The sequence below is a fragment of the Pseudomonas sp. BN607 genome, assembly GCF_029871175.1.
In the GTDB taxonomy this organism is placed as follows: Bacteria; Pseudomonadota; Gammaproteobacteria; order Pseudomonadales; family Pseudomonadaceae; genus Aquipseudomonas.
Genome location: NZ_SSOE01000066.1, coordinates 323,268 through 348,535, shown reverse-complemented (window position 1 = coordinate 348,535; position 25,268 = coordinate 323,268). Strand labels below are relative to the sequence as shown.

The following is a 25,268-nucleotide window of genomic DNA, read 5'->3' as shown; positions in this document are numbered from 1 at the left end:
AGGCCGATGGCGCTAATGGCACAGTGCTGTCGCATATGGGGCGGGTACAGGTCGCAGCTGGATCAGGTCGCCCGGTGTTGCAGGAAGATGATGCAATCTCCAAGACCTGACGAGGGGATGCTTTGATGGCAACTTTGAAAAAAATGCGACGTTTCCTGGGTGTAGGTACCGCCCTGGTACTGGCAATGAGCGCAGCACAGGCAATGGCCAAGGAAGTCAGCATCGGTTACGTGGATGGTTGGGCCGATAGCGTGGCGACCACCAACGTGGCCGCGGAAGTGATCAAGCAGAAACTCGGCTACGACGTGAAGCTGCAGGCCGTGGCCACCGGGATCATGTGGCAGGGCGTGGCCACTGGCAAGCTCGATGCCATGTTGTCGGCCTGGTTGCCGGTGACCCATGGCGAGTACTGGGCCAAGAACAAGGACAACGTGGTCGACTACGGCGCCAACTTCAAGGATGCCAAGATCGGCCTGATCGTCCCCGAGTACGTCAAGGCGGCGAGCATCGCCGACCTCAAGACCGACACCAGCTTCAAGCAGAAGATCGTCGGCATCGACGCAGGCTCGGGCGTAATGCTCAAGACTGACCAGGCGATCAAGGACTACGACCTGACCGGTTACAAGTTGCAGGCAAGTTCGGGTGCGGCAATGACCGCAGAACTGGGCCGTGCCTATGCCAAGCAGCAGTCGATTGCGGTGACCGGCTGGGTGCCGCACTGGATGTTCGCCAAGTGGAAGCTGAAGTTCCTCGAAGACCCGAAAGGGGTGTATGGCGCGGCGGAAACCGTAAACAGCATCGGCAGCAAGGAACTGGCGACCAAGGCGCCGGAAGTGGCCGAGTTCCTGAAGAAGTTCAGCTGGCAGTCGAAGGACGAGATCGGCGAAGTGATGCTGGCGATCCAGGAAGGCGCCAAGCCTGAAGCGGCAGCCAAGGACTGGGTGGCCAAGCACCCTGATCGCGTGAAGGAGTGGACTGGCAAGTAACTGAGGGCGTTTGCCGTTGGTTTTTTAGCGCCAGTTAGATCGAGCGCCGCGCGGGCGGCGCTCGTTTTATGCCCGACCGCTAAACCGAAGCCGGTCCCTTTCCCGTCCTGGCCCAATTTTTTTTTGTTACGCAATCGGTAAAACACCGTTGCATCTAAGACTAAGGTCGTCTGGTTGGCGTTCATCGGCAGCATAAAGTAAGGGTGTGGGTTCCATCCCCTACCTGTGCTGCTAGGACAAAAACAATGAACGACAGCATTTACCTCTCGATACAAAACAGCCCCCGCTTCAAGGAGCTGGTCAGCAAACGCGAACGCTTCGCCTGGATCCTCTCGGCGATCATGCTCGGCCTGTACTGCGCTTTCATCCTCCTTATCGCCTACGGTCCTCAAGTGCTCGGCGCCAAGCTCAGCCCTGAGTCATCGATCACCTGGGGTATCCCCCTGGGCGTCGGTCTGATCGTTTCGGCATTCGTCCTGACCGCCATCTACGTGCGCCGCGCCAACGGCGAATTCGATGAGCTGAACAAGGCCATCCTGAAGGAGGCGCAACAATGATCCGCCACGCCAAAGCCCTGGCCGTCCTGGCCTGCGGAGCCTTTGCACCCGCCGTGTGGGCCGCCGATGCCCTGACCGGCGAGGTGCAGAAACAACCGCTGAACGTTTCCGCCATCGCCATGTTCGTGGCCTTCGTCGCCTTTACCCTCGGCATCACCTACTGGGCCTCCAAGCGCAACAAGTCGGCATCGGACTACTACGCTGCCGGTGGCAAGATCACCGGCTTCCAGAACGGCCTGGCAATTGCCGGCGACTACATGTCGGCCGCCTCGTTCCTGGGCATTTCCGCACTGGTGTTCACCTCTGGCTACGACGGCCTGATCTACTCGATCGGCTTCCTGGTGGGCTGGCCGATCATTCTGTTCCTGATCGCCGAACGCCTGCGCAACCTGGGCAAGTACACCTTTGCCGACGTTGCCTCGTACCGCCTCGGGCAAAAGCAAATCCGCACCCTGTCGGCCTCCGGTTCGTTGGTGGTGGTGGCGTTCTACCTGATCGCGCAGATGGTCGGTGCCGGCAAGCTGATCGAGCTGCTGTTCGGCCTGGATTACCACGTGGCGGTGATCCTGGTGGGTATCCTGATGTGCCTGTACGTGCTGTTCGGCGGCATGCTGGCCACCACTTGGGTACAGATCATCAAGGCGGTACTGCTGCTGTCGGGTGCCAGCTTCATGGCGCTGATGGTGATGAAGCACGTCGGCTTCGACTTCAACACCCTGTTCTCCGAAGCGATCAAGGTACACGCCAAGGGCGAAGCGATCATGAGCCCGGGCGGCCTGGTCAAGGACCCGATCTCGGCCTTCTCGCTGGGCCTGGCGCTGATGTTCGGCACAGCCGGCCTGCCGCACATCCTGATGCGCTTCTTCACCGTCAGTGACGCCAAGGAAGCGCGCAAGAGCGTGCTGTACGCCACCGGCTTCATCGGCTACTTCTACATCCTCACCTTCATCATCGGCTTTGGCGCCATCTTGCTGGTCAGCACCAACCCGGCCTTCAAGGACGCCGCCGGTGCCCTGCTGGGTGGCAACAACATGGCGGCGGTGCACCTGGCCAATGCGGTGGGTGGCAGCGTGTTCCTCGGCTTCATCTCGGCTGTGGCCTTCGCCACCATCCTGGCGGTGGTTGCCGGCCTGACCCTGGCCGGTGCTTCGGCGGTGTCCCACGACCTTTACGCCAGTGTCTGGCGTAAAGGCAAGGCCAACGACAAGGACGAGATCCGCGTGTCGAAGATCACCACCGTCGCCCTTGGCGTGCTGGCGATCGGCCTGGGTATCCTGTTCGAGAAGCAGAACATCGCCTTCATGGTCGGCCTGGCGTTCTCCATTGCCGCCAGCTGCAACTTCCCGGTCCTGCTGCTTTCGATGTACTGGAAGAAACTGACCACCCGCGGCGCCATGATCGGCGGCTGGCTGGGCCTGGTGAGTGCGGTAACGCTGATGATCCTCGGCCCGACCATCTGGGTGCAGATTCTCGGCCACGAGAAACCGATCTACCCGTACGAGTACCCGGCACTGTTCTCGATGGCGATTGCCTTCGTCAGCATCTGGTTCTTCTCGATTACCGACAAGTCCACCGCAGCGGATGACGAGCGTGCGAAGTTCTTCCCGCAGTTCGTGCGTTCGCAAACTGGCCTGGGTGCCAGCGGGGCGGTTTCCCACTGATCCAGTAGCCTTGATGCGCTGAAACGCACAACGCCCCGCCAGCCGGGGCGTTGTGCTTTCCGGGGCCGGCCCGGCAATACTGGCAAACTGCATCCCTTGGGAAATTTCCTAAATCCGCTCGGAACGGTCCTAACTTCCAATCGCCAGCGTTCACGAATAATCGCCACTACTGATCGGGCAGTCGCCCCTCAGCCAGTGATTCCCTCAAGGAGATTTGATCGTGAAACGTATGCTGCTTGCCCTCCCTCTGGCCATGCTGTTTGCCGGTGCCGCCCACGCCTTGGACCCGATCGAAAAGCAAGTGCAGGTCACTGCCCAGGTGCCGACCGATGCGTTCTTCGTCGAGCCGGTGGGCGGCAACTGGATGAACGACCCGCAAGAGCTGGGTTGGAACCCCAATCAGGCCAAGCTCGACCCGGTCCGCAAGGAGCTGCAGGTCAAGAGCACCGTTGGCGCTATCAATGCCTACCTGGTCTCGCCCGCCGTCATTGCCAGCGGTTCCCACAACATTGGCCTGGATGTGAAGGTTGGCGACACCGTGTTGCAGACCACTCCAGTCGAAGTGGTCAGCGCCACCCAGGCCGCACCGGGGGCGATCGTCGGCTTCGAAATTGCAGCCCAGCCAGCCCCCGCCGCGGGTTATGAGCCAGGCAACTACCAAGGCCTGGTGAGCATGATCTTCGAAACTGGCACGCCTTGATTCACCCCCCCATCGTTCATCCGTTGTTGCCTGTTCCTGCCCTCGGCGCTTGCCGCAGGGCGGGCAGGTATTGCCCGCAAGCGACGCCCATGACCCTACAATTTCCCCTTTCCGCGCTGTACCTGAGCTTGCCGTTGGCAGCCTGCCTGGCCGCAGTACCCCTGACGGGTCATGCTGCGACCGCGGCGCTGGGTAGCATCGAAGGTCTGCCCAGTGAGTTTGAAGCGCACTTTTATGAAGTGCCGTTGGCCGTGAGGGTAGACCTGGACGGCCGCTATCTGGGGGATGCCATGGTCGTGCTCAGCCGGGATCAGCGCGTGCAACTGCTGGAATTCACCGAAACCGTCGACAGCCGTGAGCCAGAAAGCCTGAGGCGGCGCTGGCGCGAACGCCTGGTCGAAGGGCGCCCGCTGGGTGATTGCCAGGCAAACTGCCCAGATGGCCTGCGCGCAGTGCACTACAGCTTGGCCAATTCGCAGTTGTCACTGCTTACCGACCAGGCCGAAGCGTCAACGGCAGGCGAGCGTTATCACCGGCTTCCCGAACAGGGCAGCTACGGCCTGCTGGTGCGTAACCAGCTCAACCTGGTCAATGATGGCCGAGTCACCAGCGGCCGCTATGCATTGCAAGGGCAGGGCAGCTTGGGTAACTGGACGACCCTGGCCGATGGCCAGCTCGACCGTGGCAGCGACAGTCAACAGGGCACGCGCTACCGGGTTGACCAGTTGTACGGTGAGCGACTGGCGCAGGACCACTTTTATCGCCTGGGCTATTTCACCCCCAGTGCCCAAGGCCTGACCCGCCAGCCACGGCTGATGGGGGCCAGCCCCGATACCACCCTGGGCCTGATGTTCGGCAGCAGCGACAGCCTGGCCATCGACAATGGTGCGCCCAGCGCGACGCCCATCTATGTCACGCCCAACCGCCCCGCCGTGGCGGAAATCTACCGCAACGGCGTACTGATCAATAGCCAGCCAGTGCAGCCAGGCCTGCAAACGCTGGACAGCAAAGTGTTACCCGGGGGCATCTATGAAGTGGAAATCCGTCTGGTCGAGGACGGCCAGGTGACCTCGCGCAGCCAGGCATTCATTTACAAACCCAGCAACTGGCGCAGCACCGATGCCCCCTGGCGCTACAACCTGTACCTGGGGCGGCAGAGCAGCCTGTTGAGCAACTGGCAGCGCGACGCAGATGACAGCCTGGCGGCAGGCGTGCTGGCCAATTACCTGGTGCACCCACGGGCTATCGTCGGCGTCTCGGCGCAGCGCATCGACCAAACCCTGCAATACGGCACGTCGCTGGACTGGGATGTGCTCGACCGCTTCAAATTGTACGGCAACCTGTTCCGGGCCCAGGGCTACGGCAATGGCTACGACCTGCAATTGATCCACGCCGGTGAAAACAGCTCATTGGTGGCCAGTCAGAGCAGCACCTGGCTGACCCGACCCGACTCACTGCGTGATGACCGTCAGCCGAGCCACTGGCAGGCGCGGCAAACCCAGACGTCGGTGTCTTACAACCATCGCCTCGACCCGCGCAATACCGCCAGCGTGCGTGTATCACACAGCAGTGGGGCCAGCGCCGGTACGGGGGTGGATTTGGGCTGGTCGTACTTCGGCCAGCTACTGGGGTCGCAGGCCAACTGGCGCCTGTCGCTGTTCGACCGACCGGGCAACGCGGGTACCGGTGAGGCCCGCAGCCGCGGCGTCAACCTGAGCCTGAGCATGAGCTTGGGCGGCACGAGTGGCCGGCGCCTGTCGGCCAGCGTCGGCAGCCGCACAGCGCGCGATGGCGGGCGCGACCTCAATGCCGCAGTGGCCTATCAGCAGGACGTCGACCTGGGCCCGCTGCGCAGCGTTGGCCTGACCGCCAGCGCCGACCGCTATGGCGCCGGCCTGGGTGGCGACACGCAGTTCGAGAGCCAGCAGCTGCACGGTGATGCGTATTTCCAGCGGTCTTCCTACAACGGTGAGTTCAGCGGCGGCCTCAACCTGGAAAGCATGCTGGCTGTCGGGGCTGGCAAGGCGGCCGTGAGCGGCCAGTACCTGCCGCACCAGGCTGGGCTGATCGTCGATGTCGAAACCGATATCGAAGGCTTGAAACTACGCGCTGACGACCGCCATGGCGGTACTGCCAATCTGCGGCCTGGGCGCAACCTGGTCCCGGTGGCCGCCTACAAGGCCGGCCATGTGCAATTCGACCTTGAAGGCGCGCAAGCCACCGCAGCGGTGATTCAGCCTTCCAGTGTGGACTACCACCTGAACCGTGGCGGCATTGGCTACCGCCAGCTGCGGGTATTGCGCACGCTGACCGTCATCGGCCGCCTGCTCGACAGCCAGGGTCGCCCGCTGCGGGGCGCGCAGGTGATCAACCACGCCAGTCGCAGTGTCAGTGAGGCTGATGGGTTCTTCGCCGTGGAAATGAGCGAGTCCACACCCAGCCTGGAGGTGCGTCAGCAAGGGCAGGTCGTATGCCTGTTAACGCTGAATCTTACACAGCTGGTACGTGAAGACGATGTGCTGTTGGCCGGCGACCAGCGTTGCACGCCGGCAAGCCTGGCCAATGCCGCTGATAACGGGGGTGAGCGTGTTGAGAGCTAGCTCAGGGTCAGTAACAGAGTGGCCCTACCGTCGTTTCAGACGGCTCCTACACATCCTGCGATTGTTCCCGCTTTACGGTATGCCAATCGCTGTACTTATCCAAGGAACCTTCAAACGTGAATATCCATCGTCTGCTTGCTCTGGCCTTTCTGGTTACCCCGCTGGCAGCCATTGGGGCGCCCGAGCTTAATGTCGGCGCGTTGTACGATTACCTGGATTCCGGCAAAAGCACCTTGCTCAAGCGGGTGCGCAACGGCGGTGATACCACGGCGTTCGTCAAGGTCAGTGTCGCTGAGCTGGTGTACGACACCGATGGCAATGCCCGCGAGGTCGACACCGAGGGCCTGCCGTTAGAGCAGCGCGGCCTGGTGGCCAGCCCGGCGCGGCTGATCGTGCCGGCCCAGGGCATGCAGGCGGTGCGCCTGGTGTACCGCGGGCAGCGCGATACAGAACGCTATTTCCGCTTGCGCTTCGTCCCGGTCCTGCCCGAGCTGGGTGATGGGTTTGCCGTGGACGAGGGAGAGGCCGAGCGGTACCGCGATAGCCTGAAGGTTGGGGTCAACTTGCTGGCCGGCTACGGCACGTTGCTGTTCGTTCGGCCTGGCGAAACCCGGTTTCAGACGCCTGTGCAGCGCAAGGACGGTAGCCTTACGGTCAGCAACCAGGGCAATGCCACTGTCGTGCTGGATCAGTTCCGGCAGTGCCAGGCGGCTGGCGTAGCCTGCGAGACTGCCACCAAACATCATGTGTTGCCGGGGCGGACACGGCAATTCGAAGGGCAGGCGGCAAAGGTCCATCAGTTTGAATTGCATGAAGGCGAAGCGCGCAAGCGCATGGTGGTGGAAGGATGAGTAGCAGCACAGGGCGCTTGGCCCGCATCCGTCACTTACGCGTCGGGCTGGTCGCAGGTTTGCTGGCATTCGCTCCCTTGGCCAGCGCGCTGGAGGTGACGCTTTCGGCGCAATACCGTGGCGGTGGGTCGGGGCGCTTCGAAAACACCACGCCGCCTGCTGAATTTTGCAGTGTCTGGCCTACCATGTGCGCCAGTACCGGCACCGTAAGCCTGCCAATTACCTACCAGAAGACAAGCATCAACCGTGCCCCCGACCTGCGCGATCGATATTTCGTGAAACTGCCGGGGCGTCGTGAAGTGGAGGTACGCCACCAACAGACGGGTGAGCCCAGGCAGATGACCTTCGAGGTGCGCTCCATCAGCCAGGAAGCTTTGCTGGGTAGCCCTTACAACCCCCTCAACGGCACCTGGGTAGGCGGTTGTCGTGGCAAGAGTGGCGGCGGCAACCAAAGCCGGTACAGATACCACACCAGGGTGGTCGACCCGCAGAGCCCGACCCCTTGCACGATCAGTTATTCATTTGGGGCTGACGACCATGTGGCTACCACCACGGTACTGGACACGGGCATTTCCTTCGAGCTGGACATCCCCCCGCCGTATCGCCTGCGCGCCGGTATGTACCGCGGCAGCCTCACTTACACCCTAGGCCCTGGGGGCGACTTTGATTTCGGCAACAACGTCACCGGCCTGAGCGGCGATACGTTGGTGATCAACTTCGAACTGGATGTGCAGCACGCTTTCATCTTCGAGTTCCCGCCTGGCTCGGAGCGCGCCGTGCTTGAGCCCAAGGGTGGCTGGCAGGCCTGGCTGGGCGGTGGCCAGCCCCCCGGGCTCATCTACCGTGACCTGCCGTTCCGGCTATGGTCAACCGGCCCATTCAAAGCCTACAAGTTGTGCCAGCACTACACGGCAGGTACGTGCGGTATCCGTAACGACGCCAGTCATGAAGTGCCTGTGAACGTGGCCATTACCTTGCCCGGAGGTATCGAGTACCAGGGCCGGCCGGTTCAGCAACTGGCGTTGCCTAGCGGGCAGGCGGCTGCGTTGGCATTCGAATCGGCGATGCCCACGCTCAACCGCCCTGGCCAGTTGCGTTTCCAGGTGGAGCGCAACGACGTGCAGGCCATGCTTCGACACCCTGGCGCCACCTATGCCGGCCAGGTCACCGTCGTTTTCGACGCTGAGCTTTAGCCCACCGCCATGATGCGCGAGGTTAACTTATGTACAAAGTCGTGGTGGTTGACGACCATCCGTTCATCCGAGCCACCGTGTGCATGCTGCTGCGCAAGGAACGGCTCGATGTCGTCGGCCAGGCAGATAATGGTATTGACGCGGTGCGGCTGGCGCGTGAGTTGGGCCCGGACCTGGTCATCCTCGATATCGCCATGCCCGGGCTCGATGGGCTTGAGGTCATCGCCCGCATCAAGGCCATGACGCAGCCGCCCAAGGTTCTGGTGCTGACGTCGCAATTGCCTGAGGCGTATTCGCTACGCTGCATGCAGGCCGGTGCAATGGGCTTCGTGGCCAAGACCGATGAGCTGGACGAGCTTGGCAAGGCGGTGCGCGCAACGTTGTCGGGTTATACGTACTTCCCTGAAGTGGCGCTGAGTTCGGTGCACAAGCAGGACCTGAAGTTCACCGACGCGCAATGCATCGCCTCACTGACCGACCGTGAGCTGATGATCCTGCAGCAGCTCGCCCGCGGGCTGAGCAACAAGGCGATCGGCGAGGCCATGCTGCTAAGCAACAAGACCATCAGCACCTACAAAACCCGGCTCATGGAAAAACTGCGGGTCAACTCGTTGATCGACCTGGCGGACTTCGCCCGTCGCAATGCGCTTATCTAGTCGCTACCCGTGCCAATCCGCGTCCTGCTGCTGTGGCTGCTGTATTGCCTGAACCCGCTACCCGTTTTGGCCGCACCGCAGCTCTACACCCGGGGGGTGGAAACGGGGCCTGCGCTGGCGCTGGCCCCCGCCGACCTGCGCTGGCTGTGGGAGAAGCGCCATTTGAACCTGGGGGTAATCGGCCGCGACAACCCGCCCTTCGACATGCTCGGCACCGGCCAGGCCTATGAAGGCATCAGCGCCGAGTACGCCAGTGTGCTGGCCGAGAAGCTGGGCCTGGAAGTACGCCTGCGGCTGTTCGAGGGCTACGACGCTGCTTTCGCGGCCTTGCGCAAGGGGACTATCGACCTGGTCAGCTCGGTAACAGCACAGCAGGCGCAGGACGCCAAGCTGCGCCTGTCCAGCCCGTACATCGTTGACCAGCCACTGCTGCTGGCCAGTGAGCGGTTCGTCAGTGGCAACAGCGCAAGCCCTCGGCTGCTGGCGGTCGAGGGGTATCGGCCGTTGGCCCTGCTTCAGCACAACTATCCCAACGCACGGATCCAGCTGCACCCCACCCCCTACAGCGCCTTGGCGGCGTTACAGCTTGGCGAAGCCGAGTTGTTTCTAGGCAATGCCCTGAGCAGCCGCTATCTGTTGGCCCGAGGGCAACTGCCAGGCCTGGAATGGGTCGACCAGCCCGATTTTGCAGCCCAGCCCCTGGGCTTTGCCATGCTCGGGGGCGGCGGCCCATTACCCAGGTTGGTCGATGCCGTGTTGCAAGGCCTGACCGAACAGCAACATGCCCGCATTCGCGGGCACTGGAGCCCACAGCCTGCCAGCCCCGTCAAACCCGGCCTGGTTGAACTCAGCGAAGCCCAGCAGCGCTGGATAGCGGAAAACCCCGTGGTCAAGGTGTTGCTCGGTGAGCACCAGCTCCCGTTGAGCTACCGCGATGAGCATGGCCAGGTGCGCGGCTTGAGCATGGACTTGCTGCAACGCATCAGCCGCCTCACCGGCTTGCACTTCGAAGTGCAGGGGGGCACAGACATACAGCACATGATCGAGCAAGTGCGCCAGGGCCAGGCCGATCTGATTGCCGGGCTGGTGTACAGCCCGGCACACGCCAGGCAACTGCGTTTCAGCCGCAGTTTTCTGAGCTTGCCGCTGGTCCTGGTAACGCGCAACGAGACGGTGGCCCCCAGCAGCTTGGCGCAGCTGGGCAGGCGGCCGCTGGCGCTGGTGCGTGGCAGCGCCCAGGCGCAGACGCTGGCCAAGTCTTACCCGGGGATCCGTCAGCGGCTCGTGCCTCATCCATTGGCTGCCCTGCAGGCGCTGGAGCAAGGCAAGGCGGGCGCCGCAGTGCTGCCACTGGACCAGGCGTGCTCGCTGGTTGCACGTCACTTTCCCGGCAGGCTGCGTATCGCTGCCAGCCTGGCGCTGCCCCCGATGCACTTCGCCTTTGCCAGTAGCCATGCCGACGAAGAGCTGCTGGGTATTCTCGACAAAGCCTTGCTTGCGCTGCCCCCGGCAGAAATGGAGACCATGCTGCGACGCTGGCGTAACCCGATGATCGTTGGCGACGGGTTATGGCGCCGTTATGGCGGGCGCATGCTGGCGGGCATCGCCTTGGCATGCAGCCTGCTGTTGCTGGCCCTGCTGTGGGTTCGCTACCTGCGGCGGATGCAGGTGCAACTGCATCGTGCTAAGCGCGAGGCCGAGGCGGCCAACCAGGCCAAGACGCAGTTTCTCGCGGCCATGAGCCATGAAATCCGCACGCCGCTGCATGCCGTGCTGGGCATGTTGGAGCTTGCCCGACGCAAGGCAGGGCAGGGCGAACTGGACCATCTGGCCATCGAAGTGGCGGCGGATGCTGCTATCGGGCTGCAGGAGTTGATCGGCGATGTGCTCGACATCACACGCATCGAAACCGGCCATTTGCAGCTGGCACTGGTGCCGGTGAGCCTGCGCGAGCAAGTCGCCCGGGTGGTTCAGCTGTTCGAGCAACAGGCACGCGGCAAGGGGCTGGCCCTGGACATGGTGTGCAAGGGGGCGGTGGAAAACTGGGTGATGCTTGACCCGGTGCGTTTCAAGCAGGTGCTGGCCAACCTGGTCAGCAATGCAGTCAAGTTCACCGCGCAGGGCAAGGTCCTGGTCAGCCTGAATATGCAGGCTGCAGCCGGGCGGGCAAGTGTATTGCTCGAAGTCGCAGACACCGGCATAGGCATTGCCCAGGCCGAGCTGGAAAGCCTCGGGCAGCCTTTTCGCCAGGCCAGCAATCAGCGCCAGTCACCACGCAGCAGTGCCGGGCTGGGGCTGGGCATCAGCCGCAGCTTGTGTGAAATGCTTGGCGGGCAATTACGTTTGCACAGCGTGCTGGGCCAAGGTACGCGGATTGAAATCCGCCTGGACCTGGCGCTGGCAGCCCGGCCGGTGCTGGCCAAGCCGCCAACACCGCCGGGCGACCCTGCCAGGCTGGCTGCCCTGCGCGTGCTGGTGGTCGATGACTACCCGGCCAACCGCTTGCTACTCGCGCACCAATTGGCGTTTCTCGGTCACCAGGTGCAGGTTGCCGAAGACGGCGACCAGGCCTTGCGCCTGTGGTTGCAGCAAACGTTCGACGTCGTCATCAGCGATTGCAACATGCCCAGGCTTGGCGGTTTTGCCTTGGCCCGGGCGATCCGCGAACACGAACGGCGCCGGGCCAGGCCGCGCTGTCGGGTGGTGGGGCTCACCGCCAGTGCCCTGCAAGAGGAGCGCCGTCGCGCGAGGCTTGCGGGTATGGACCACTGCCTGTTCAAGCCGCTGAACCTGGATACCCTCATGCAAACGTTGCAAGCTTTCCAGTACGTCAGCCGCGAGCCAGGCGAGCAACTGCCTGCCGTTGATCTGGCCCATTTGCGTAAGCTGGTTTGCGATGACCAGGCTGTGTTGGTGGCCCTGCTGGCCGATCTGGCCAGCAGTAACCTGGCGGATCTGGCACAGCTCAGATACTCGAGCGACAACCCCTCGGCGCTCGTTGAAGTGGCGCACAGGGTGAAAGGCGGCGCACGCATTGTGCGGGCACAAGCGTTGGTGGCGTCATGTGAACGGCTTGAAGCGCAATGTACGCAACGGCCAGCGGATGCGTCACAGGTGCGCCAGGCAGCCAGAGCGCTGGAGGAGACCATGCGGCGCCTGGACCGCTGGCTTGCCCGCTACCTCGCGGAGCATGCTCCCCGCCGCCCGGGCGGTACTGACCACACAGTCATGTCTGCCCATTCACTACCTTGATGAATCCTCCCCGCCCCCCTGGCCTTGATTAGACTCGCTGCACTACCTGCCAGAACAAGGCCAGCCACCATGCATAACCGCATCATGATCACCGGCGCCGGGTCCGGCCTCGGTCGCGAGATCGCCCTGCGCTGGGCGCGCGAGGGCTGGCGCCTGGCGCTGGCCGATGTCAACGAAAACGCCCTGCGCGAAACCCTGGAACTGGCCCGTGCCGCCGGCGGCGATGGCTTCATCCAGCGCTGCGATGTGCGCGATTACAGCCAGCTCACCGCCCTGGCCCAGGCATGCACCGAGCAGTTCGGTGGCATCGACGTGATCGTCAACAACGCTGGCGTTGCGTCTGGCGGTTTTTTCGCCGAACTGTCCCTGGAAGACTGGGACTGGCAGATCGCGGTCAACCTGATGGGCGTGGTCAAGGGCTGCAAGGCCTTTTTGCCGCTGCTGGAGCGCAGCAAGGGCCGGATCATCAACGTCGCATCGATGGCCGCTCTGATGCAGGGCCCTGGCATGAGCAACTACAACGTCGCCAAGGCTGGCGTGCTGGCGCTTTCGGAAAGCCTGCTGGTGGAGTTACGCCAGCAGGAGGTGTCGGTGCACGTGGTGTGCCCGTCATTCTTCCAGACCAACCTGCTGGACTCGTTCCGCGGACCGAACCCGGCGATGAAGGCGCAGGTAGGCAAGCTGCTGGAAGGTTCGCCGATCAGCGCCGCCGACATTGCCGGGTACATCCACCAGCAGGTCGCCGCGGGCGAGTTCCTGATTCTGCCCCATGAGGCCGGGCGCCAGGCTTGGCAGCTGAAACGTCAGGCGCCTGAGCGGCTGTACGACGAGATGGCCGAGATGGCGGTAAAAATGCGCGCGAAGGCCCCTTCGCGATGAATGTTCTGCAGAAGCACTGACCCGGGGCAGGGGGGGAAGGCCTGCTCCCGACAAGACCAAGCCAGCTGATGCATCAAGCCGCAGCATCCAAGAACGCCCCGATCGTCGGGGCGTTTTCATTTCCGCAGTCACTCAGAAAACACCTACATACGCATTGATGCCCTACTCGTAAAGTTCCCGCCTGTCATACGGGCATCGATAAATGCCGGCACATTTGGGGACTGCTCAATGAAGTTACGTTGTTTTACCGCCTGCGCCCTGCTGCTGACGGCGGGGGCCGCAGGGGCCAAGGAAATACCTCAGGACGTCAGTGTTCAGGCTGTCGTTTCGACACCTGAATTTCAAGTGACCTCGGTGGATAATTGGTGGCACGACGAACTTCGGGCGGAATATGACCCGAGCCGGCTCGTCTTCAAACAAATCAAGAAAGATGTGTTTGTAAAAAGTACCTACGGGCCTATTTACGCGAAAACGGACAGTCCCTTCTACCGGTTTAAACGGGTCGGCGGTGCTGAATTTCAGCGCCGTTACTATATCTCGCTGAATCGCCTTGTCATGGGTACCACGCCGGTTGAAATCGTCAGTGCTGCTGAAGCCGCTGAAGGAAAAACCATTGAATTCAGGTTTTATCCCATGGCAGAGGCATCCACGGTTCGCCTGCCAGGTACTTACACAACCCACGCCACTCTGATGTTCGAAACGGGTGCGCCCTGATAGTCGTTTTGTGCGGGCGCTCCCGCGCGCCTGTTATTGATAATGTGCAACCGTTGAAGGAAATTTGATATGAAATCCTCTGTATTGGCTATTCCATTCTTTGCGATGTTTGCCGGTGCCGCTGTCGCCTCCGCCCCTGAACCGATCAGCCATGACATTTCTGTAACGGCCGTCATTCCCGGCAATGACTTTTCCGTGGAACCTGTCGGTGATTGGGTTCGAGACGGCGTGACGCTTGAGTATCAGCCGCAGGCCGAGCAATTCACGAAAGTGACTGAAAATTTCATGGCCCAGAGTGATGTCGGCGCCATTCAGGCGAAGTTGCTGCAAACCGCAGAGTTGCAAGAGCAGAGTAACGTTGACCAGAAGATTGCGCTGGTCATTACGGTAGGGGATAAGCCGTTGTCGCTCGCGCCTCAGGAGGTCATGGACGCCGAAGATGCCAAAGGCGGGAAAGAACTGCCTATTGCCTTTGAAGCTGTAAAGCCTGAGGGCGGTTTTGTGAAGGGTGATTATAACGGGGTCGTGAAAGTGTTGTTTGAGACGTCCTCCACCAGCCTTTGATCGATGCAGTGCCGCCTGCCTCCACCCCGTCGGATGTTGTCCCGCGGTGGGGCAGGTGTTGATGTGGATTGAATCATGTTCCAGTTTGCTGCACCCGGCCGTGCACTCGCTGCTTGGTTGCTGGGTGCTGCTTGCCTCTTCCCTTTCGAAGTGTTGGCTGAACGCGAGCCTGATGCTAACGGCCTGAACACGTTCGGGCGTTTGCCCGACGACTTCGAGGCGCACTTTTTCGAGGTGCCACTTGCAGTGCGAGTCGAGCTGGATCAGCGCTACCTGGGTGATGCCATGGTCGTGCTGAGCCGTGATAACCGTGTGCAATTACTGGCATTTACCGACACCGAGCAGAGCACAGAGCCCGCCACAGTGCGCCAGTTATGGCTTCAACGGCTGGAGGGCGGGCGCATGCTGGGCGACTGCCTGCAAAACTGCCCGGACGGGTTGCAGGCTATCCATTACAGCCTGGCCAATTCGCAGCTGTCGCTGCTCACCTCCAATGCCGAGAAACTGGAGCAGGACGCGCGCTATCACCGTCTCCCAGAGCAGGGCAGCACCGGGTTGCTGCTGCGTAATCAACTGAATCTGGTGAATGATGTTGAACAGACCTCGGGCAGAATCGGCCTGCTCGGCCAGGGCAATCTGCATGACTGGACCACGCTGGCCGAGGCACGCGTTGATCGCAGTCCAGCTGAGCAAGGCGATGTGCGTTACCGCATGAACCAGCTTTACGCAGAGCGCATGCACGAAGAGCACTTCTTTCGGCTGGGCTACTTCTCTACTGGCGCAGAAGGCCTGGTGCGCCAGCCAACGCTCCTGGGGCGTCGCCCTGACAGCACGCTTGGCTTGATGCTGGGCAGCAGTGACAGCCTGCTGGTCGACAATGGCCAAGCCAGCGCCATCCCAGTCTACGTCACGCCGAACCGCCCGGGTATCGTCGAAATCTATCGCAATGGCTCGCTGATCAACAGTCAGCCGGTACAGCCCGGTTTACAGGCACTCGACACGCGGGTGTTGCCCGGCGGCATCTACGATGTGGAGCTGCGCTTGCTCGAAGACGGCCTGGAGACCTCGCGTAGCGAAGTGTCCATCTACAAGCCCAGCCGCTGGCAGAACCTCGATAGCCGCTGGCGCTACAACCTGTACCTGGGCCAGCAGCTCGAGTTGCTGAGTAACTGGGATAGCCATCGCGAACAGGGCCTGGCGCTCGGGGCCCTTACCAATTATCTGCTGCACCCGGCTGCGGTGCTGGGGTTGTCGATGCAACAGGTCGGCGCTGACCTGCAATTGGGTACCTCGCTGGACTGGGATGTCCATGAGCGCTTCAAGCTGTACGCCAGCCTCAATCAAACCCAAGGTCTGGGCAATGGCGGTGATCTGCAGTTGACCTATACCCACCCCACGGGCTCGTTGTTGCTGAGTCATAACCAGACCTGGCTTGAGCCCAGCGGTCAGGAACGCGACGATCGTTCACAGCGGCAGGTGCGCAGCCGCACCGCGTTTTCGATCAACCAGCGGGTAACCTCGCGCAGTTCAGCGACACTGCGCCTGGAACACAGTGCGGGCTCGGCCAGCGGGCTGGGAGCCGACCTCAGCTGGGCGTTCTACGGAAAACTGCGGGGGCATCAGAGCAGTGTTCGCCTGTCACTGTTCGACAGGCCCGGCACGCGCAGCAGTGCCGGTGTCCGCAGCCGCGGCATTAACCTCGCTGTCAGCATGAAGCTCGAGCGCGACGGCAAGCAGCTTGGGGTCGATGTCGGTAGCCGCGCCTCGCGTGAGGGGGGTAACGACCCGTACGCTTCGCTGTGGTACAGGCAGGACGTCGACCTGGGCCCAGTGCATAGCCTGGGGGGCAGCGCAACGCTCGACGGCTATGGCACCAGCCTGGCCGCCAATGGGCGCTTTCGCAGCCAGGCATTGCAGGGCGATGCCTATGCCCAGACTTCATCGTTCAACGATAACCTCAGCGGTGGCCTCAACCTGGAAAGCACCTTGGCGCTGGGCGCCGGGAAGCTGGCCATGGGGGGCCAAAACCTGCCGCTCGATGCCGGCCTGATCATCGATGTCGAAACCGACCTACAAGGTGTGAAGCTACGCGCCAACGATGGCCAGGGCATGAGTGCATTGCTCCGCCCCGGGCGCAATATCGTGCCGGTGACGGCATTCAAGTCTGGTCATGTGCGCTTCGACTTCGACGCGAAGGACATGCCGCCAGCGCAGATCCAGCCCCTTGCTGTCGACTATCACCTCAATCGCGGTGGGGTGGGCTATCACGCGGTGAAAGTCATGCGAACGGTCACAGTGTTTGGCCGGCTGCTCGACGGCCAAGGCCAGCCGCTGCAAGGCGCACATGTGATCAATGACGCCGGCCGCACGGTGGTCGAAGTGGACGGCTATTTCAGCGTCGAAATGAGTGAGGCACGGCCCACCCTGGAAATTCGCCATGGCACGGCAGGCAGCTGCCTTCTGACATTACCGCCGGACAACTTTGACCGCGACGATGACTTGCTGATCGTCGGTGATCAGCGCTGTGTACCGCGTATGGGCTGAACCGGCTTTCAGCCTGTCGCTTTAGAGGGCCTGATCCCGGGCCAGGATTGGATGTTGTGCAAACAGAGGTTGAAGATGCATAGGTTCACATTTTACTTATCACGTTTGTTGTTCGTTGTGCTGCTGCTGCCAGGGTTTGCCAAGGCCGGGCCACAGCTGGATGTCGGGGCCTTGTATGACTACCTCGAGCCGGGCAAGGGCACCTATGCCAAACGCATCTACAACCGTGGGGACAGTACCGCGTTCGTCAAGGTCAGCGTGCTGGAGCTGGTGTACGACGGCGAAGGCGAGCCGCGTGAAGTAGACGTCGATGAGTTGCCGTTCGACCAGCGCAGCGTTGTTGCCAGCCCTGCGCGGATGATCATCCCGGCACGTGGCATGCAGGCAGTCCGGTTGCTGTATCGCGGTGAGCGGGCTCAAGAGCGTTACTACCGGCTGCGTTTCGTGCCAGTGCTACCGGAGCAGGATGACAGCTTTGCACTGGACGATGCGGAACTTGAGGCTTACCGCAATGAACTCAATGCCGGTGTGCAGTTTCTGGCCGGCTACGGCACCATCCTGATCGCCAAGCCTGCTGCCACGCAGTATCAGACCTCGATCGAGCGAGCGGGTGGAAAGTGGACCGTGCGCAACGCGGGCAATGCCACGGTGCTGCTCGACAATGTCCAGACCTGTGTGCGGGGCGACGACGAATGTGATCACCCGGCCAAGCACCATCTTCGCCCTGGGCGCACGCGCGAGTTCATCGAAAAAACCGGTGTCGAATACCGCTTCGAGCTGGTGGAAGGCGATGCGCGCAAAGCCATCGATTTGAAGGCAGGGTGAGAGGTCCAGGCATGGTTGGTAAATGTGCAATGCTGGCGCTGCTGGTCGGCGGCTTTGGTGCATCGTGGGCGCAGGCTGGTGAGATCACCCTTGACCTGCGTTACCGCGGCGACACCCGGCAGTTCGAAAACCTGACACCCCGGTCGTCCCCTGTTTGCACCCAGCTGCCGCAGCTTTGTGCTGATCCACTGCAGAGCCTGCTGGATGTGAATGTTGAATATTCCAAAACAGTCGATGGCGAAGGCGCCGATGGTTTCTACCTCTCGGCACCTGTTCAGCCGACGCCGCTGCTGATGGTCCGTGATCAGACCGGTGAGCAGGTCAGCATGGACTTTGCCATTACCCACCTGGGCGGCACAGTGAGTTCGGAAGATGGGGCGCCCACGCTTGCGGCGCGCACGGGCCTGGACTCGAGTGGTTGCCAGGTTGCGTTGGCGAGCGCGGCGCATCGGTTGTTCCTGTGGTCGGTGGCCAGCAGTGGCTGTTGGGCCAACCTCAACGCTGCGAGTGCACGCATTCACCATGTCAGCCACCTTACGCTGGGTTACCGGCTGAAGACGCCTTTGCCGGCGAGCTTGAAGTCGGGCGTATACCGTGGGCGGGTGGTCTATTCGGTAGGCCCTGACAGGGAGATAGGCCTTGGCTCGAGCCGAACGGTCGCCGCGCTCACCGCAGATTCAGTCGCGATCAACGTTACACTTGAAGTGGTGCATGACCTTGAGGTGCGTTTTGAGCCGGGTTCCGAGCAGGTGGCGCTGGCGCCGCCTCAGGCTCGTGGGCAAGTTAGCCGAGGGCAGGGCAGGGCAGACAAACTGGAAAAGGACGTGGCGTTCAGCCTGACTGCCAGCGGGCCATTCCGGGTTTGGGCCCTGTGCAGCACCGGGTTGGGAAGCACGTGCAATCTACGGTCGGCCAAAGGCCATGACCTACCGCTGTCGATGGCAATGACCTTGCCGGGTGTTACCTACCATGGTCGCTCGCTCAACCGGCAGGCAATGGCCTTTGGCGGGGCTGGGAACGCCATGAGCCTGGAAGTCCCGCCTGAAGGTGTGACCGGTAGCCAAGGGCAGTTGCATTTTCATGTGTACCCTCGCGGCCACACCCCGGATCAGGATATGTTGCCCGGTACCGAGTATCAGGCCGTGGTGACGATCGTGTTCGATGCGGACCTTTAGCATGACAAGCGGGTGTTGCTACCCGCTTGCCATGCACCTTCAGCAGTTGCCTGAAGTGGCTGTCCGCATCGGGTCATATCATCCCGAGCAACAGCAAGACCAGCAGAATCACCAATACCACGCCAATAATGCCGGATGGGCCATAGCCCCAGCTACGCGAGTGGGGGAAGACCGGTAAGCCACCGATCAGCAGCAGAATCAGGATGATGATAAGGATCGTGGTCATGGTGGAGTCCTTGCGTGGTTGAGGGGCAAGGGCCTCGAATTGCAGGCCTCTTGATAAATCGGACCGGCGCCGCTTGCGAAAGATTCCATTGGTGTATCGCGGGTACCGGCCTCTTCGCAGCGCAAGGCCGATGTGCTGGGGAAAATGCGCGCTCAGCCCCATTCACGAGGAATAGTCTGTAGGGCAAGTTACCCTGAAATGTAGGGCCCTTCTGAATTGCAGGGGAGCTATTGAGTAGCCGAATGCCTGGCAGGCAGTCTCCGGTTTTCCCTTTGGCAGGAGGATCGGAACATGTTGGTAATCGGGCGCGAAGTGGGGGAAATCATCGTGATTGGCGATAACATCCGCATCATGGTGGCGGATGTCCGGGACGGTGTGGTGCGTTTTGGCGTAGACGCCCCGCGCACGGTGCCGGTGCACCGGGCGGAGGTGTACAAGCGTATCAAGGAGGCCAAGCGAGGCGAGGCCTGATGTTGCCTGCAGCCTCCCTACGCAGTCTTGTCCGCGATGGGGCCGGGCCGGCTAGTCGAGCAGTTCGCGGGGCACATCGTGCTTGGCCAGCAACTGGCACTGCTGGCTCTCTGGGTCGAACAAAATGAACGCCTGCCCCTTGGCCAATGCCTGGCGTACCCGCAGCACGCGGGTTTCCAGCGGGGTGTCGTCCCCATTGTCGGTGCCGTCGCGGGTAACGAAGTCCTCGATCAGGCGGGTCAGGGTTTCTGCTTGCAGTTGGTCGTAGGGGATCAGCATGGTGGGCGGCGTCTTGGGTATGGGTGCAGGCATGCTACGCGAAACCTTGGGGAATTTGGGGCCGCATGGGCGGCCCCGAAGCCCTCAGCCCTTGTTACCCACCAGGCTGTCCACTGCTGGCACCCGCGTGTCGCTCTCCATCTGCGCATCGTGCTCCAGCTGGTGGCTGAAGCGTTCCAACGATGCATTGGCCGGCTGCGAATCACTGGCAAACACAGGCGGGCTTAGCAGGTACGCCGACAACAACCGGCTCAGCGCCGCCAGGCTGTCGATATGCGTGCGTTCGTAACCGTGCGTGGCATCGCACCCGAACGCGACCAGCGCAGTCCGAATATCATGCCCCGCAGTCACTGCCGAATGGGCATCGCTGAAGTAATAGCGAAACAGGTCACGGCGCACCGGTAAATCGTGGTCGCCGGCCAGCTTCAGCAAATGCCGGGACAGGTGGTAGTCGTAAGGCCCGGACGAGTCCTGCATGGCCACGCTCACCGCATGCTCGCTGGACGCCTGGCCGGGTGCCACCGGGGCAATGTCGATGCCGACGAACTCGCTGACATCCCAAGGCAGCGCGCCGGCTGCGCCCGAGCCGGTTTCCTCGGTGATGGTGAACAGCGGGTGGCAGTCGATCAGCGGCTGGCGGCCGCTTTCCACTACAGCCTTCAGCGCCGCCAGCAATGCCGCAACCCCGGCCTTGTCGTCCAGGTGGCGGGCGCTGATATGGCCGCTTTCGGTAAACTCTGGCAACGGGTCGAAGGCGACAAAGTCACCAATGCTGATACCCAGTGCCTCACAGTCGGCGCGGGTGGCGCAGTAGGCATCCAGGCGCACTTCCACATGCTCCCAGCTCACCGGCATCTGATCGATGGCGGTATTGAAGGCATGCCCGCTGGCCATCAGCGGCAGCACGCTGCCTCGGAACACGCCGGTATCGGTGAATACGCTGACCCGGCTACCTTCGGCAAAGCGGCTGGACCAGCAACCCACCGGTGCCAGCGCCAGGCGGCCGTTGTCCTGCAACTGGCGCACGCTGGCGCCGATGGTGTCGAGGTGGGCCGACACGGCGCGGTCGGGCGAGGTCTGCCGGCCCTTCAGCGTGGCGCGGATGGTGCCGCGGCGGGTCAGCTCGAAGGGGATGCCCAACTCATCCAGGCGTTCGGCCACGTAGCGCACGATGGTGTCGGTGAAGCCGGTGGGGCTGGGGATGGCGAGCATTTCCAGCAGCACGCGTTTGAGGTAGTCGAGATCGGGTTCGGGGAGTCGTTCGGACATGTCCAGGCCTCCGGTCGGGTTAAAATTTCGCAGTCCTTGTGGGAGCGGCCTTGTGTCGCGAAAGGGCCGCAAAGCGGCCCCGGCAATATCGGCAGCGAAGCTGAGATCCTAGGGGCGCTTCGCACCCCATTCGCGACACAAGGCCGCTCCCACAAAAAGCCGAGCAGTTGTCAGGCCAACGGCCGGCTATGGGGAAACAGCAGGTCGATAAAACGCTCGGCCGTGGGCTGCGGTTCGTGGTTGGCCAACCCGGCACGCTCGTTCGCTTCGATGATCACGTACTCCGGCTGCTGGGCATCGCGCACCATGAAGTCCAGCCCCACCACCGGAATTTCCAGCGCCCGCGCAGCCCGCACGGCCGCGTCGGCCAGCACCGGGTGCAGGCGTTCGGTCACGTCTTCCAAGGTGCCACCGGTGTGCAGGTTGGCTGTGCGCCTTACCGCCAGGCGTTGCCCGGTCGGCAACACGTCGTCATAGCCAAAGCCCGCCGCACGCAGGGTGCGCTCGGTTTCATCATCCAGCGGAATACGGCTTTCGCCGCCTGTGGCAGCCTGGCGTCGGCGGCTCTGTGCTTCGATCAACTGGCGCACGCTGTGCTTGCCGTCACCCACTACCTGCGCCGGGTGGCGGATGGCGGCGGCTACCACTTCATAACCGATCACCACAACGCGCAGGTCGAACCCGGCATGGAAGCTTTCCAGCAGCACACGGCTGTCGAACTGACGGGCGTGGGCAACCGCCTGGGTAATTTCGTCGATGCAGGTCAGGTTCACCGCCACCCCCTGGCCTTGCTCGCCATCGACCGGCTTCACCACCACTGCGCCATGCTCGTCGAGAAACGCCAGGTTGTCGTCGGCATTGCCCGCCAGCTGCTGTGCCGGCACCTGCAGCCCAGCGTTGTGCAGGGCATGCTGGGTGAGGCGCTTGTCCTGGCACAGGGTCATGGTCACGGCACTGGTCAGGTCGCTGAGCGATTCGCGGCAGCGAATGCGCCGACCACCCAGGCTTAGCGTAAACAGGCCGCCAGCGGCATCATCCACGTGAACCTCGATGCCGCGGCGCAGCGCCTCGTCGACGATGATGCGTGCGTAAGGGTTGAGATCAGCTTGCGGCCCGGGGCCAAGAAACAACTGCTCATTGATGCCGTTCTTGCGCTTGACCGCAAAGGTGGGCAGGTTGCGAAAGCCCAGCTTCTGGTACAGGCGCTTGGCCTGGCGGTTGTCGTGCAGCACCGACAGGTCGAGGTAGGCCAGGCCGCGGCTCATGAAGTGCTCGATCAGGTGGCGCACCAGCACTTCACCCACACCGGGGCGGGTGCAGTGCGGGTCCACTGCCAGGCACCACAGGCTACTGCCATGTTCCGGGTCGTCGAATGCCTTGGCATGGTTCAGGCCCATGACGCTGCCGATAACCGCGCCGCTGTCTTCGTCTTCCGCCAGCCAATACACCGGGCCGCCCTGGTGGCGCGGGGTGAGCAGCTCGGCATCGACCGGCAGCATGCCGCGCGCCTGGTACAGGGTGTTGATCGCCTGCCAGTCGGCGGGGTTCTGCGCCCGCCGCACGCGAAAGCCGCGAAATACCCGCTGCGCCGGGCGGTAGTCGGTGAACCACAGGCGCAGGGTGTCGGAGGGGTCGAGGAACAGTTGCTGCGGGGCCTGGGCCAGCACCTGCTGCGGAGCTGCCACATACAGGGCGATGTCGCGTTCCCCGGGGCATTCGTCGAGCAAGTCGGTCGCCAGGCTGGCCGGGTCGGGGTAGGTGTGGCCGATCAGCAACCGGCCCCAGCCGCAGTGTACGGCCCGCGGCTGATCGTGTGGCTGGCTGCCATCGCCGGCCAGGCGCGCCTGCAGGCGCTCGTAGGACGGCGTCTGGCCGCGCAGCAGGCGCTGACCGTAAGCGATTTCGTGGGCTTTCATGGGTCAGATTCCTTGTTCGCTCAGCCACAGGTTGAGCGCGGCCAGTTGCCACAGCTTGGACCCGCGCAGCGGCGTCAGCTGGCCGTGCGGGTTGCTCAGCAGGCGGTCGATCATGGCTGGGTTGAACAGCCCACGGTCCTGGCTGGGGTCGGTCAGCAGCTCGCGCACCCAACCCAGGGTAGCGCCCTCCAGGTGCTTCAGGCCCGGCACCGGGAAGTAGCCTTTCTTGCGGTCGATCACCTCATGCGGGATCACCCGTCGCGCCGCCTGCTTGAGCACCTGTTTGCCCCCATCCGGCAGCTTGAAGCGCGCCGGGATGCGCGCCGACAGCTCCACCAGGCGGTAGTCGAGGAAGGGCGTACGTGCCTCCAGGCCCCAAGCCATGGTCATGTTGTCCACTCGCTTGACCGGGTCGTCGACCAACATCACCGTGCTGTCCAGGCGCAGGGCCTTGTCCACCGCATCCGGCGCGCCGGGGCGGGCGAAGTGCTCACGGACGAAATCGCCGGCAGCGTCGGACTCCAGCAGCCACGGCGCCTGTACGGTGTCCCGGTACTCGGCGTGGCTGCGGTCGAAGAAGGCATCGCGGTAGGCGGCAAACGCATCGTCGGCGCCGTCCACCTGCGGGTACCAGTGGTAGCCGGCGAACAGCTCGTCGGCACCCTGGCCGCTCTGCACGCCCTTGCAGTGCTTGGCCACTTCCCGCGACAGCAGGTAGAAGGCGATGCAGTCGTGGCTGACCATCGGTTCGCTCATGGCACGGAAGGCGGCCGGCAGCTGGTCGATGATTTCGTGTTCGGCAATGCGCAACTGGTGGTGACGGGTGCCGTAGTGTTTGGCGATCAGGTCCGAATACTGGAACTCGTCGCCACGCTCGCCGCCGGCATCTTCGAAGCCGATGGAGAAGGTCGACAGGTCGTCAACACCCACTTCGCGCAGCAAACCGACCAGCAGGCTGGAATCGACGCCGCCGGACAGCAACACACCCACATCGACGGCTGCCCGTTGGCGGATGGCCACGGCGTCGCGGGTGGCATCGAGTACGCGGGTGGTCCAGCCTTCCAGGTCAAGTTCACGCTCGTCCGGGTTGGGGCCGTACTTCAGCTGCCACCAGGTCTGGCGTTCCACTTCGCCATGGCGGTCGATGCGCATCCAGGTGCCGGGCTCCAGCTTCTGCACATTGGCCAGCAGGGTGCGTGGTGCCGGTACCACGGCGTGGAAGTTCAGGTAGTGGTTGAGTGCCACGGGGTCGAGCATCGGGTCGATGTCCCCGCCCTTCAGCAGCGCTGGCAAGGTCGAGGCGAAACGCAAGCGCTCGCCGTTGCGCGACAGGTACAAGGGTTTGACGCCGAGGCGGTCGCGTGCCAGGAACAGGCGCTGGTTATCGCGCTCCCAGATGGCCAGGGCAAACATGCCGTTGAGTTTGGGCAGCAGCGCCGCGCCCCAGGCGTGGTAGCCCTTGAGCAGCACCTCGGTGTCGCCATCGGACCAAAACTGGTAGCCCAGGTCTTGCAGCTCCTGGCGCAGCTCGGGGAAGTTGTAGATGGCGCCGTTGAAGGCCAGCGACAGGCCCAGGGTGTTGTCGACCATCGGCTGCGCCGAGCCGTCGGACAGGTCCATGATCTTCAATCGCCGGTGGCCAAGGGCAATCGGCCCCTGGCTATGGAAGCCCCAGGCATCCGGGCCACGCGGGGCCAGGTGATGGGTGATGCGCTCTACCGCAGCCAGGTCGGCTGGGCGAGGGGCTTGGTCGATGGGGGTGAAACGCAACTCTCCTGCTAATCCGCACATAAGTCCTTACCGGTTTTTCCGTTGGGGAGGTGATGCCCCGGATTAGGGCACCTTAAGGAACTGACCTGTGTGCTTTGTGAGAGTTTTAGAACAATCTGTTATATGGAGGTGAGGTGGCAGGTTATTGTCTGGGGTTTTGTGGTGTTGCAGAAATCGAGC

Annotated in this window: 21 protein-coding genes; 16 read left to right on the top strand and 5 right to left on the bottom strand. The window is 62.7% G+C overall.

Annotation, left to right across the window (positions count from 1 at the left end):
- Nucleotides 1–125: 125 nt before the first annotated feature.
- The 15 genes from E8E68_RS24595 to E8E68_RS24525 all read left to right on the top strand — a co-directional run bounded on the left by E8E68_RS24595 (nucleotide 126) and on the right by E8E68_RS24525 (nucleotide 19,157).
- Nucleotides 126–986: a glycine betaine ABC transporter substrate-binding protein gene (locus tag E8E68_RS24595; protein ID WP_280345747.1), complete on the top strand. Its 861-nt coding sequence runs from the start codon at nucleotides 126–128 to the stop codon at nucleotides 984–986.
- 245 nt (nucleotides 987–1,231) lie between these two features.
- Entirely contained in the window at nucleotides 1,232–1,543 is a 312-nt protein-coding gene (locus tag E8E68_RS24590; RefSeq protein ID WP_110745575.1) for a DUF485 domain-containing protein, read from the top strand.
- Nucleotides 1,540–3,204, top strand: coding sequence for a cation acetate symporter (locus tag E8E68_RS24585; protein ID WP_110745574.1), 1,665 nt, complete (start codon nucleotides 1,540–1,542; stop codon nucleotides 3,202–3,204). The genes E8E68_RS24590 and E8E68_RS24585 overlap by 4 nt, the downstream gene beginning before the upstream one ends.
- Nucleotides 3,205–3,424: 220 nt before the next feature.
- Nucleotides 3,425–3,904 carry a CS1 type fimbrial major subunit gene (locus E8E68_RS24580; protein WP_033725791.1) on the top strand — a complete coding sequence of 160 codons (480 nt, stop codon included), beginning with the start codon at nucleotides 3,425–3,427 and terminating at the stop codon, nucleotides 3,902–3,904.
- 89 nt (nucleotides 3,905–3,993) lie between these two features.
- Nucleotides 3,994–6,504 carry a CS1-pili formation C-terminal domain-containing protein gene (locus tag E8E68_RS24575; protein ID WP_280345738.1) on the top strand — a complete coding sequence of 837 codons (2,511 nt, stop codon included), beginning with the start codon at nucleotides 3,994–3,996 and terminating at the stop codon, nucleotides 6,502–6,504.
- 116 nt (nucleotides 6,505–6,620) lie between these two features.
- Nucleotides 6,621–7,355: a molecular chaperone gene (locus E8E68_RS24570; RefSeq protein WP_266031435.1), complete on the top strand. Its 735-nt coding sequence runs from the start codon at nucleotides 6,621–6,623 to the stop codon at nucleotides 7,353–7,355.
- On the top strand, nucleotides 7,352–8,548 hold the full coding sequence (locus E8E68_RS24565) for a hypothetical protein (RefSeq protein WP_266031437.1): 1,197 nt from the start codon (nucleotides 7,352–7,354) through the stop codon (nucleotides 8,546–8,548). Before E8E68_RS24570 ends, E8E68_RS24565 begins: the two co-directional genes overlap by 4 nt.
- A 29-nt stretch (nucleotides 8,549–8,577) precedes the next feature.
- Nucleotides 8,578–9,204, top strand: coding sequence for a response regulator transcription factor (locus E8E68_RS24560; protein WP_003252604.1), 627 nt, complete (start codon nucleotides 8,578–8,580; stop codon nucleotides 9,202–9,204).
- Nucleotides 9,205–9,213: 9 nt separating this feature from the next.
- Nucleotides 9,214–12,456, top strand: coding sequence for a transporter substrate-binding domain-containing protein (locus E8E68_RS24555; RefSeq protein ID WP_266031438.1), 3,243 nt, complete (start codon nucleotides 9,214–9,216; stop codon nucleotides 12,454–12,456).
- A 69-nt stretch (nucleotides 12,457–12,525) separates the two neighbouring features.
- Nucleotides 12,526–13,335 (top strand): SDR family oxidoreductase, encoded by an 810-nt coding sequence (locus E8E68_RS24550; protein WP_266031440.1) that lies wholly within the window; start codon nucleotides 12,526–12,528, stop codon nucleotides 13,333–13,335.
- Between the two features lie 228 nt (nucleotides 13,336–13,563).
- The gene (locus E8E68_RS24545; RefSeq protein WP_266031442.1) at nucleotides 13,564–14,049 is read left to right on the top strand and encodes a hypothetical protein; all 486 of its coding nucleotides are present in this window, start codon (nucleotides 13,564–13,566) and stop codon (nucleotides 14,047–14,049) included.
- Between the two features lie 69 nt (nucleotides 14,050–14,118).
- Nucleotides 14,119–14,613, top strand: coding sequence for a CS1 type fimbrial major subunit (locus E8E68_RS24540; RefSeq protein ID WP_266031444.1), 495 nt, complete (start codon nucleotides 14,119–14,121; stop codon nucleotides 14,611–14,613).
- 75 nt (nucleotides 14,614–14,688) lie between these two features.
- Nucleotides 14,689–17,157, top strand: a complete 2,469-nt coding sequence (locus tag E8E68_RS24535; protein WP_280345729.1) for a CS1-pili formation C-terminal domain-containing protein — start codon at nucleotides 14,689–14,691, stop codon at nucleotides 17,155–17,157.
- Between the two features lie 51 nt (nucleotides 17,158–17,208).
- Nucleotides 17,209–17,982, top strand: coding sequence for a molecular chaperone (locus E8E68_RS24530; RefSeq protein WP_280345726.1), 774 nt, complete (start codon nucleotides 17,209–17,211; stop codon nucleotides 17,980–17,982).
- An 11-nt stretch (nucleotides 17,983–17,993) separates the two neighbouring features.
- A complete protein-coding gene (locus E8E68_RS24525) occupies nucleotides 17,994–19,157 on the top strand; it encodes a hypothetical protein (protein ID WP_266031449.1) in 1,164 nt (387 codons plus the stop codon).
- A 73-nt stretch (nucleotides 19,158–19,230) separates the two neighbouring features.
- Here the strand turns inward: E8E68_RS24525 and E8E68_RS24520 are convergent, their stop codons facing one another.
- On the bottom strand, nucleotides 19,231–19,383 hold the full coding sequence (locus E8E68_RS24520) for a DUF3309 family protein (protein WP_003252624.1): 153 nt from the start codon (nucleotides 19,381–19,383) through the stop codon (nucleotides 19,231–19,233).
- Nucleotides 19,384–19,674: 291 nt separating this feature from the next.
- Here E8E68_RS24520 and csrA point away from each other — a divergent pair, with 291 nt between their 5' ends.
- Nucleotides 19,675–19,854 (top strand): carbon storage regulator CsrA, encoded by a 180-nt coding sequence (gene csrA, locus E8E68_RS24515; protein WP_266031450.1) that lies wholly within the window; start codon nucleotides 19,675–19,677, stop codon nucleotides 19,852–19,854.
- Nucleotides 19,855–19,905: 51 nt separating this feature from the next.
- Here csrA and E8E68_RS24510 read toward each other — a convergent pair whose 3' ends face one another.
- The 4 genes from E8E68_RS24510 to E8E68_RS24495 form a co-directional block, all read right to left on the bottom strand.
- Nucleotides 19,906–20,133, bottom strand: coding sequence for a YheU family protein (locus tag E8E68_RS24510; protein ID WP_013971435.1), 228 nt, complete (start codon nucleotides 20,131–20,133; stop codon nucleotides 19,906–19,908).
- A gap of 84 nt (nucleotides 20,134–20,217) precedes the next feature.
- Nucleotides 20,218–21,402, bottom strand: coding sequence for an osmoprotectant NAGGN system M42 family peptidase (locus E8E68_RS24505; RefSeq protein WP_003252630.1), 1,185 nt, complete (start codon nucleotides 21,400–21,402; stop codon nucleotides 20,218–20,220).
- A gap of 170 nt (nucleotides 21,403–21,572) precedes the next feature.
- The gene (gene ngg, locus E8E68_RS24500; protein ID WP_110745566.1) at nucleotides 21,573–23,318 is read right to left on the bottom strand and encodes an N-acetylglutaminylglutamine synthetase; all 1,746 of its coding nucleotides are present in this window, start codon (nucleotides 23,316–23,318) and stop codon (nucleotides 21,573–21,575) included.
- A gap of 3 nt (nucleotides 23,319–23,321) precedes the next feature.
- Entirely contained in the window at nucleotides 23,322–25,109 is a 1,788-nt protein-coding gene (locus E8E68_RS24495) for an N-acetylglutaminylglutamine amidotransferase (protein ID WP_266031454.1), read from the bottom strand.
- Nucleotides 25,110–25,268: the final 159 nt, after the last annotated feature.

What these genes read in the sequence shown, in the direction of transcription:
- E8E68_RS24550 (WP_266031440.1), top strand. Translation starts at nt 12,526, where the DNA reads ATGCATAACCGCATCATGATCACCGGCGCCGGGTCCGGCCTCGGTCGC.
- E8E68_RS24540 (WP_266031444.1), top strand. Translation starts at nt 14,119, where the DNA reads ATGAAATCCTCTGTATTGGCTATTCCATTCTTTGCGATGTTTGCCGGT.
- E8E68_RS24545 (WP_266031442.1), top strand. Translation starts at nt 13,564, where the DNA reads ATGAAGTTACGTTGTTTTACCGCCTGCGCCCTGCTGCTGACGGCGGGG.
- E8E68_RS24575 (WP_280345738.1), top strand. Translation starts at nt 3,994, where the DNA reads ATGACCCTACAATTTCCCCTTTCCGCGCTGTACCTGAGCTTGCCGTTG.
- E8E68_RS24510 (WP_013971435.1), bottom strand. Translation starts at nt 20,133, where the DNA reads ATGCTGATCCCCTACGACCAACTGCAAGCAGAAACCCTGACCCGCCTG.
- E8E68_RS24495 (WP_266031454.1), bottom strand. Translation starts at nt 25,109, where the DNA reads ATGTGCGGATTAGCAGGAGAGTTGCGTTTCACCCCCATCGACCAAGCC.
- E8E68_RS24560 (WP_003252604.1), top strand. Translation starts at nt 8,578, where the DNA reads ATGTACAAAGTCGTGGTGGTTGACGACCATCCGTTCATCCGAGCCACC.
- E8E68_RS24585 (WP_110745574.1), top strand. Translation starts at nt 1,540, where the DNA reads ATGATCCGCCACGCCAAAGCCCTGGCCGTCCTGGCCTGCGGAGCCTTT.
- E8E68_RS24590 (WP_110745575.1), top strand. Translation starts at nt 1,232, where the DNA reads ATGAACGACAGCATTTACCTCTCGATACAAAACAGCCCCCGCTTCAAG.
- ngg (WP_110745566.1), bottom strand. Translation starts at nt 23,318, where the DNA reads ATGAAAGCCCACGAAATCGCTTACGGTCAGCGCCTGCTGCGCGGCCAG.
- E8E68_RS24525 (WP_266031449.1), top strand. Translation starts at nt 17,994, where the DNA reads ATGGTTGGTAAATGTGCAATGCTGGCGCTGCTGGTCGGCGGCTTTGGT.
- E8E68_RS24520 (WP_003252624.1), bottom strand. Translation starts at nt 19,383, where the DNA reads ATGACCACGATCCTTATCATCATCCTGATTCTGCTGCTGATCGGTGGC.
- E8E68_RS24530 (WP_280345726.1), top strand. Translation starts at nt 17,209, where the DNA reads ATGTTGTGCAAACAGAGGTTGAAGATGCATAGGTTCACATTTTACTTA.
- E8E68_RS24535 (WP_280345729.1), top strand. Translation starts at nt 14,689, where the DNA reads ATGTTCCAGTTTGCTGCACCCGGCCGTGCACTCGCTGCTTGGTTGCTG.
- csrA (WP_266031450.1), top strand. Translation starts at nt 19,675, where the DNA reads ATGTTGGTAATCGGGCGCGAAGTGGGGGAAATCATCGTGATTGGCGAT.
- E8E68_RS24505 (WP_003252630.1), bottom strand. Translation starts at nt 21,402, where the DNA reads ATGTCCGAACGACTCCCCGAACCCGATCTCGACTACCTCAAACGCGTG.
- E8E68_RS24595 (WP_280345747.1), top strand. Translation starts at nt 126, where the DNA reads ATGGCAACTTTGAAAAAAATGCGACGTTTCCTGGGTGTAGGTACCGCC.
- E8E68_RS24565 (WP_266031437.1), top strand. Translation starts at nt 7,352, where the DNA reads ATGAGTAGCAGCACAGGGCGCTTGGCCCGCATCCGTCACTTACGCGTC.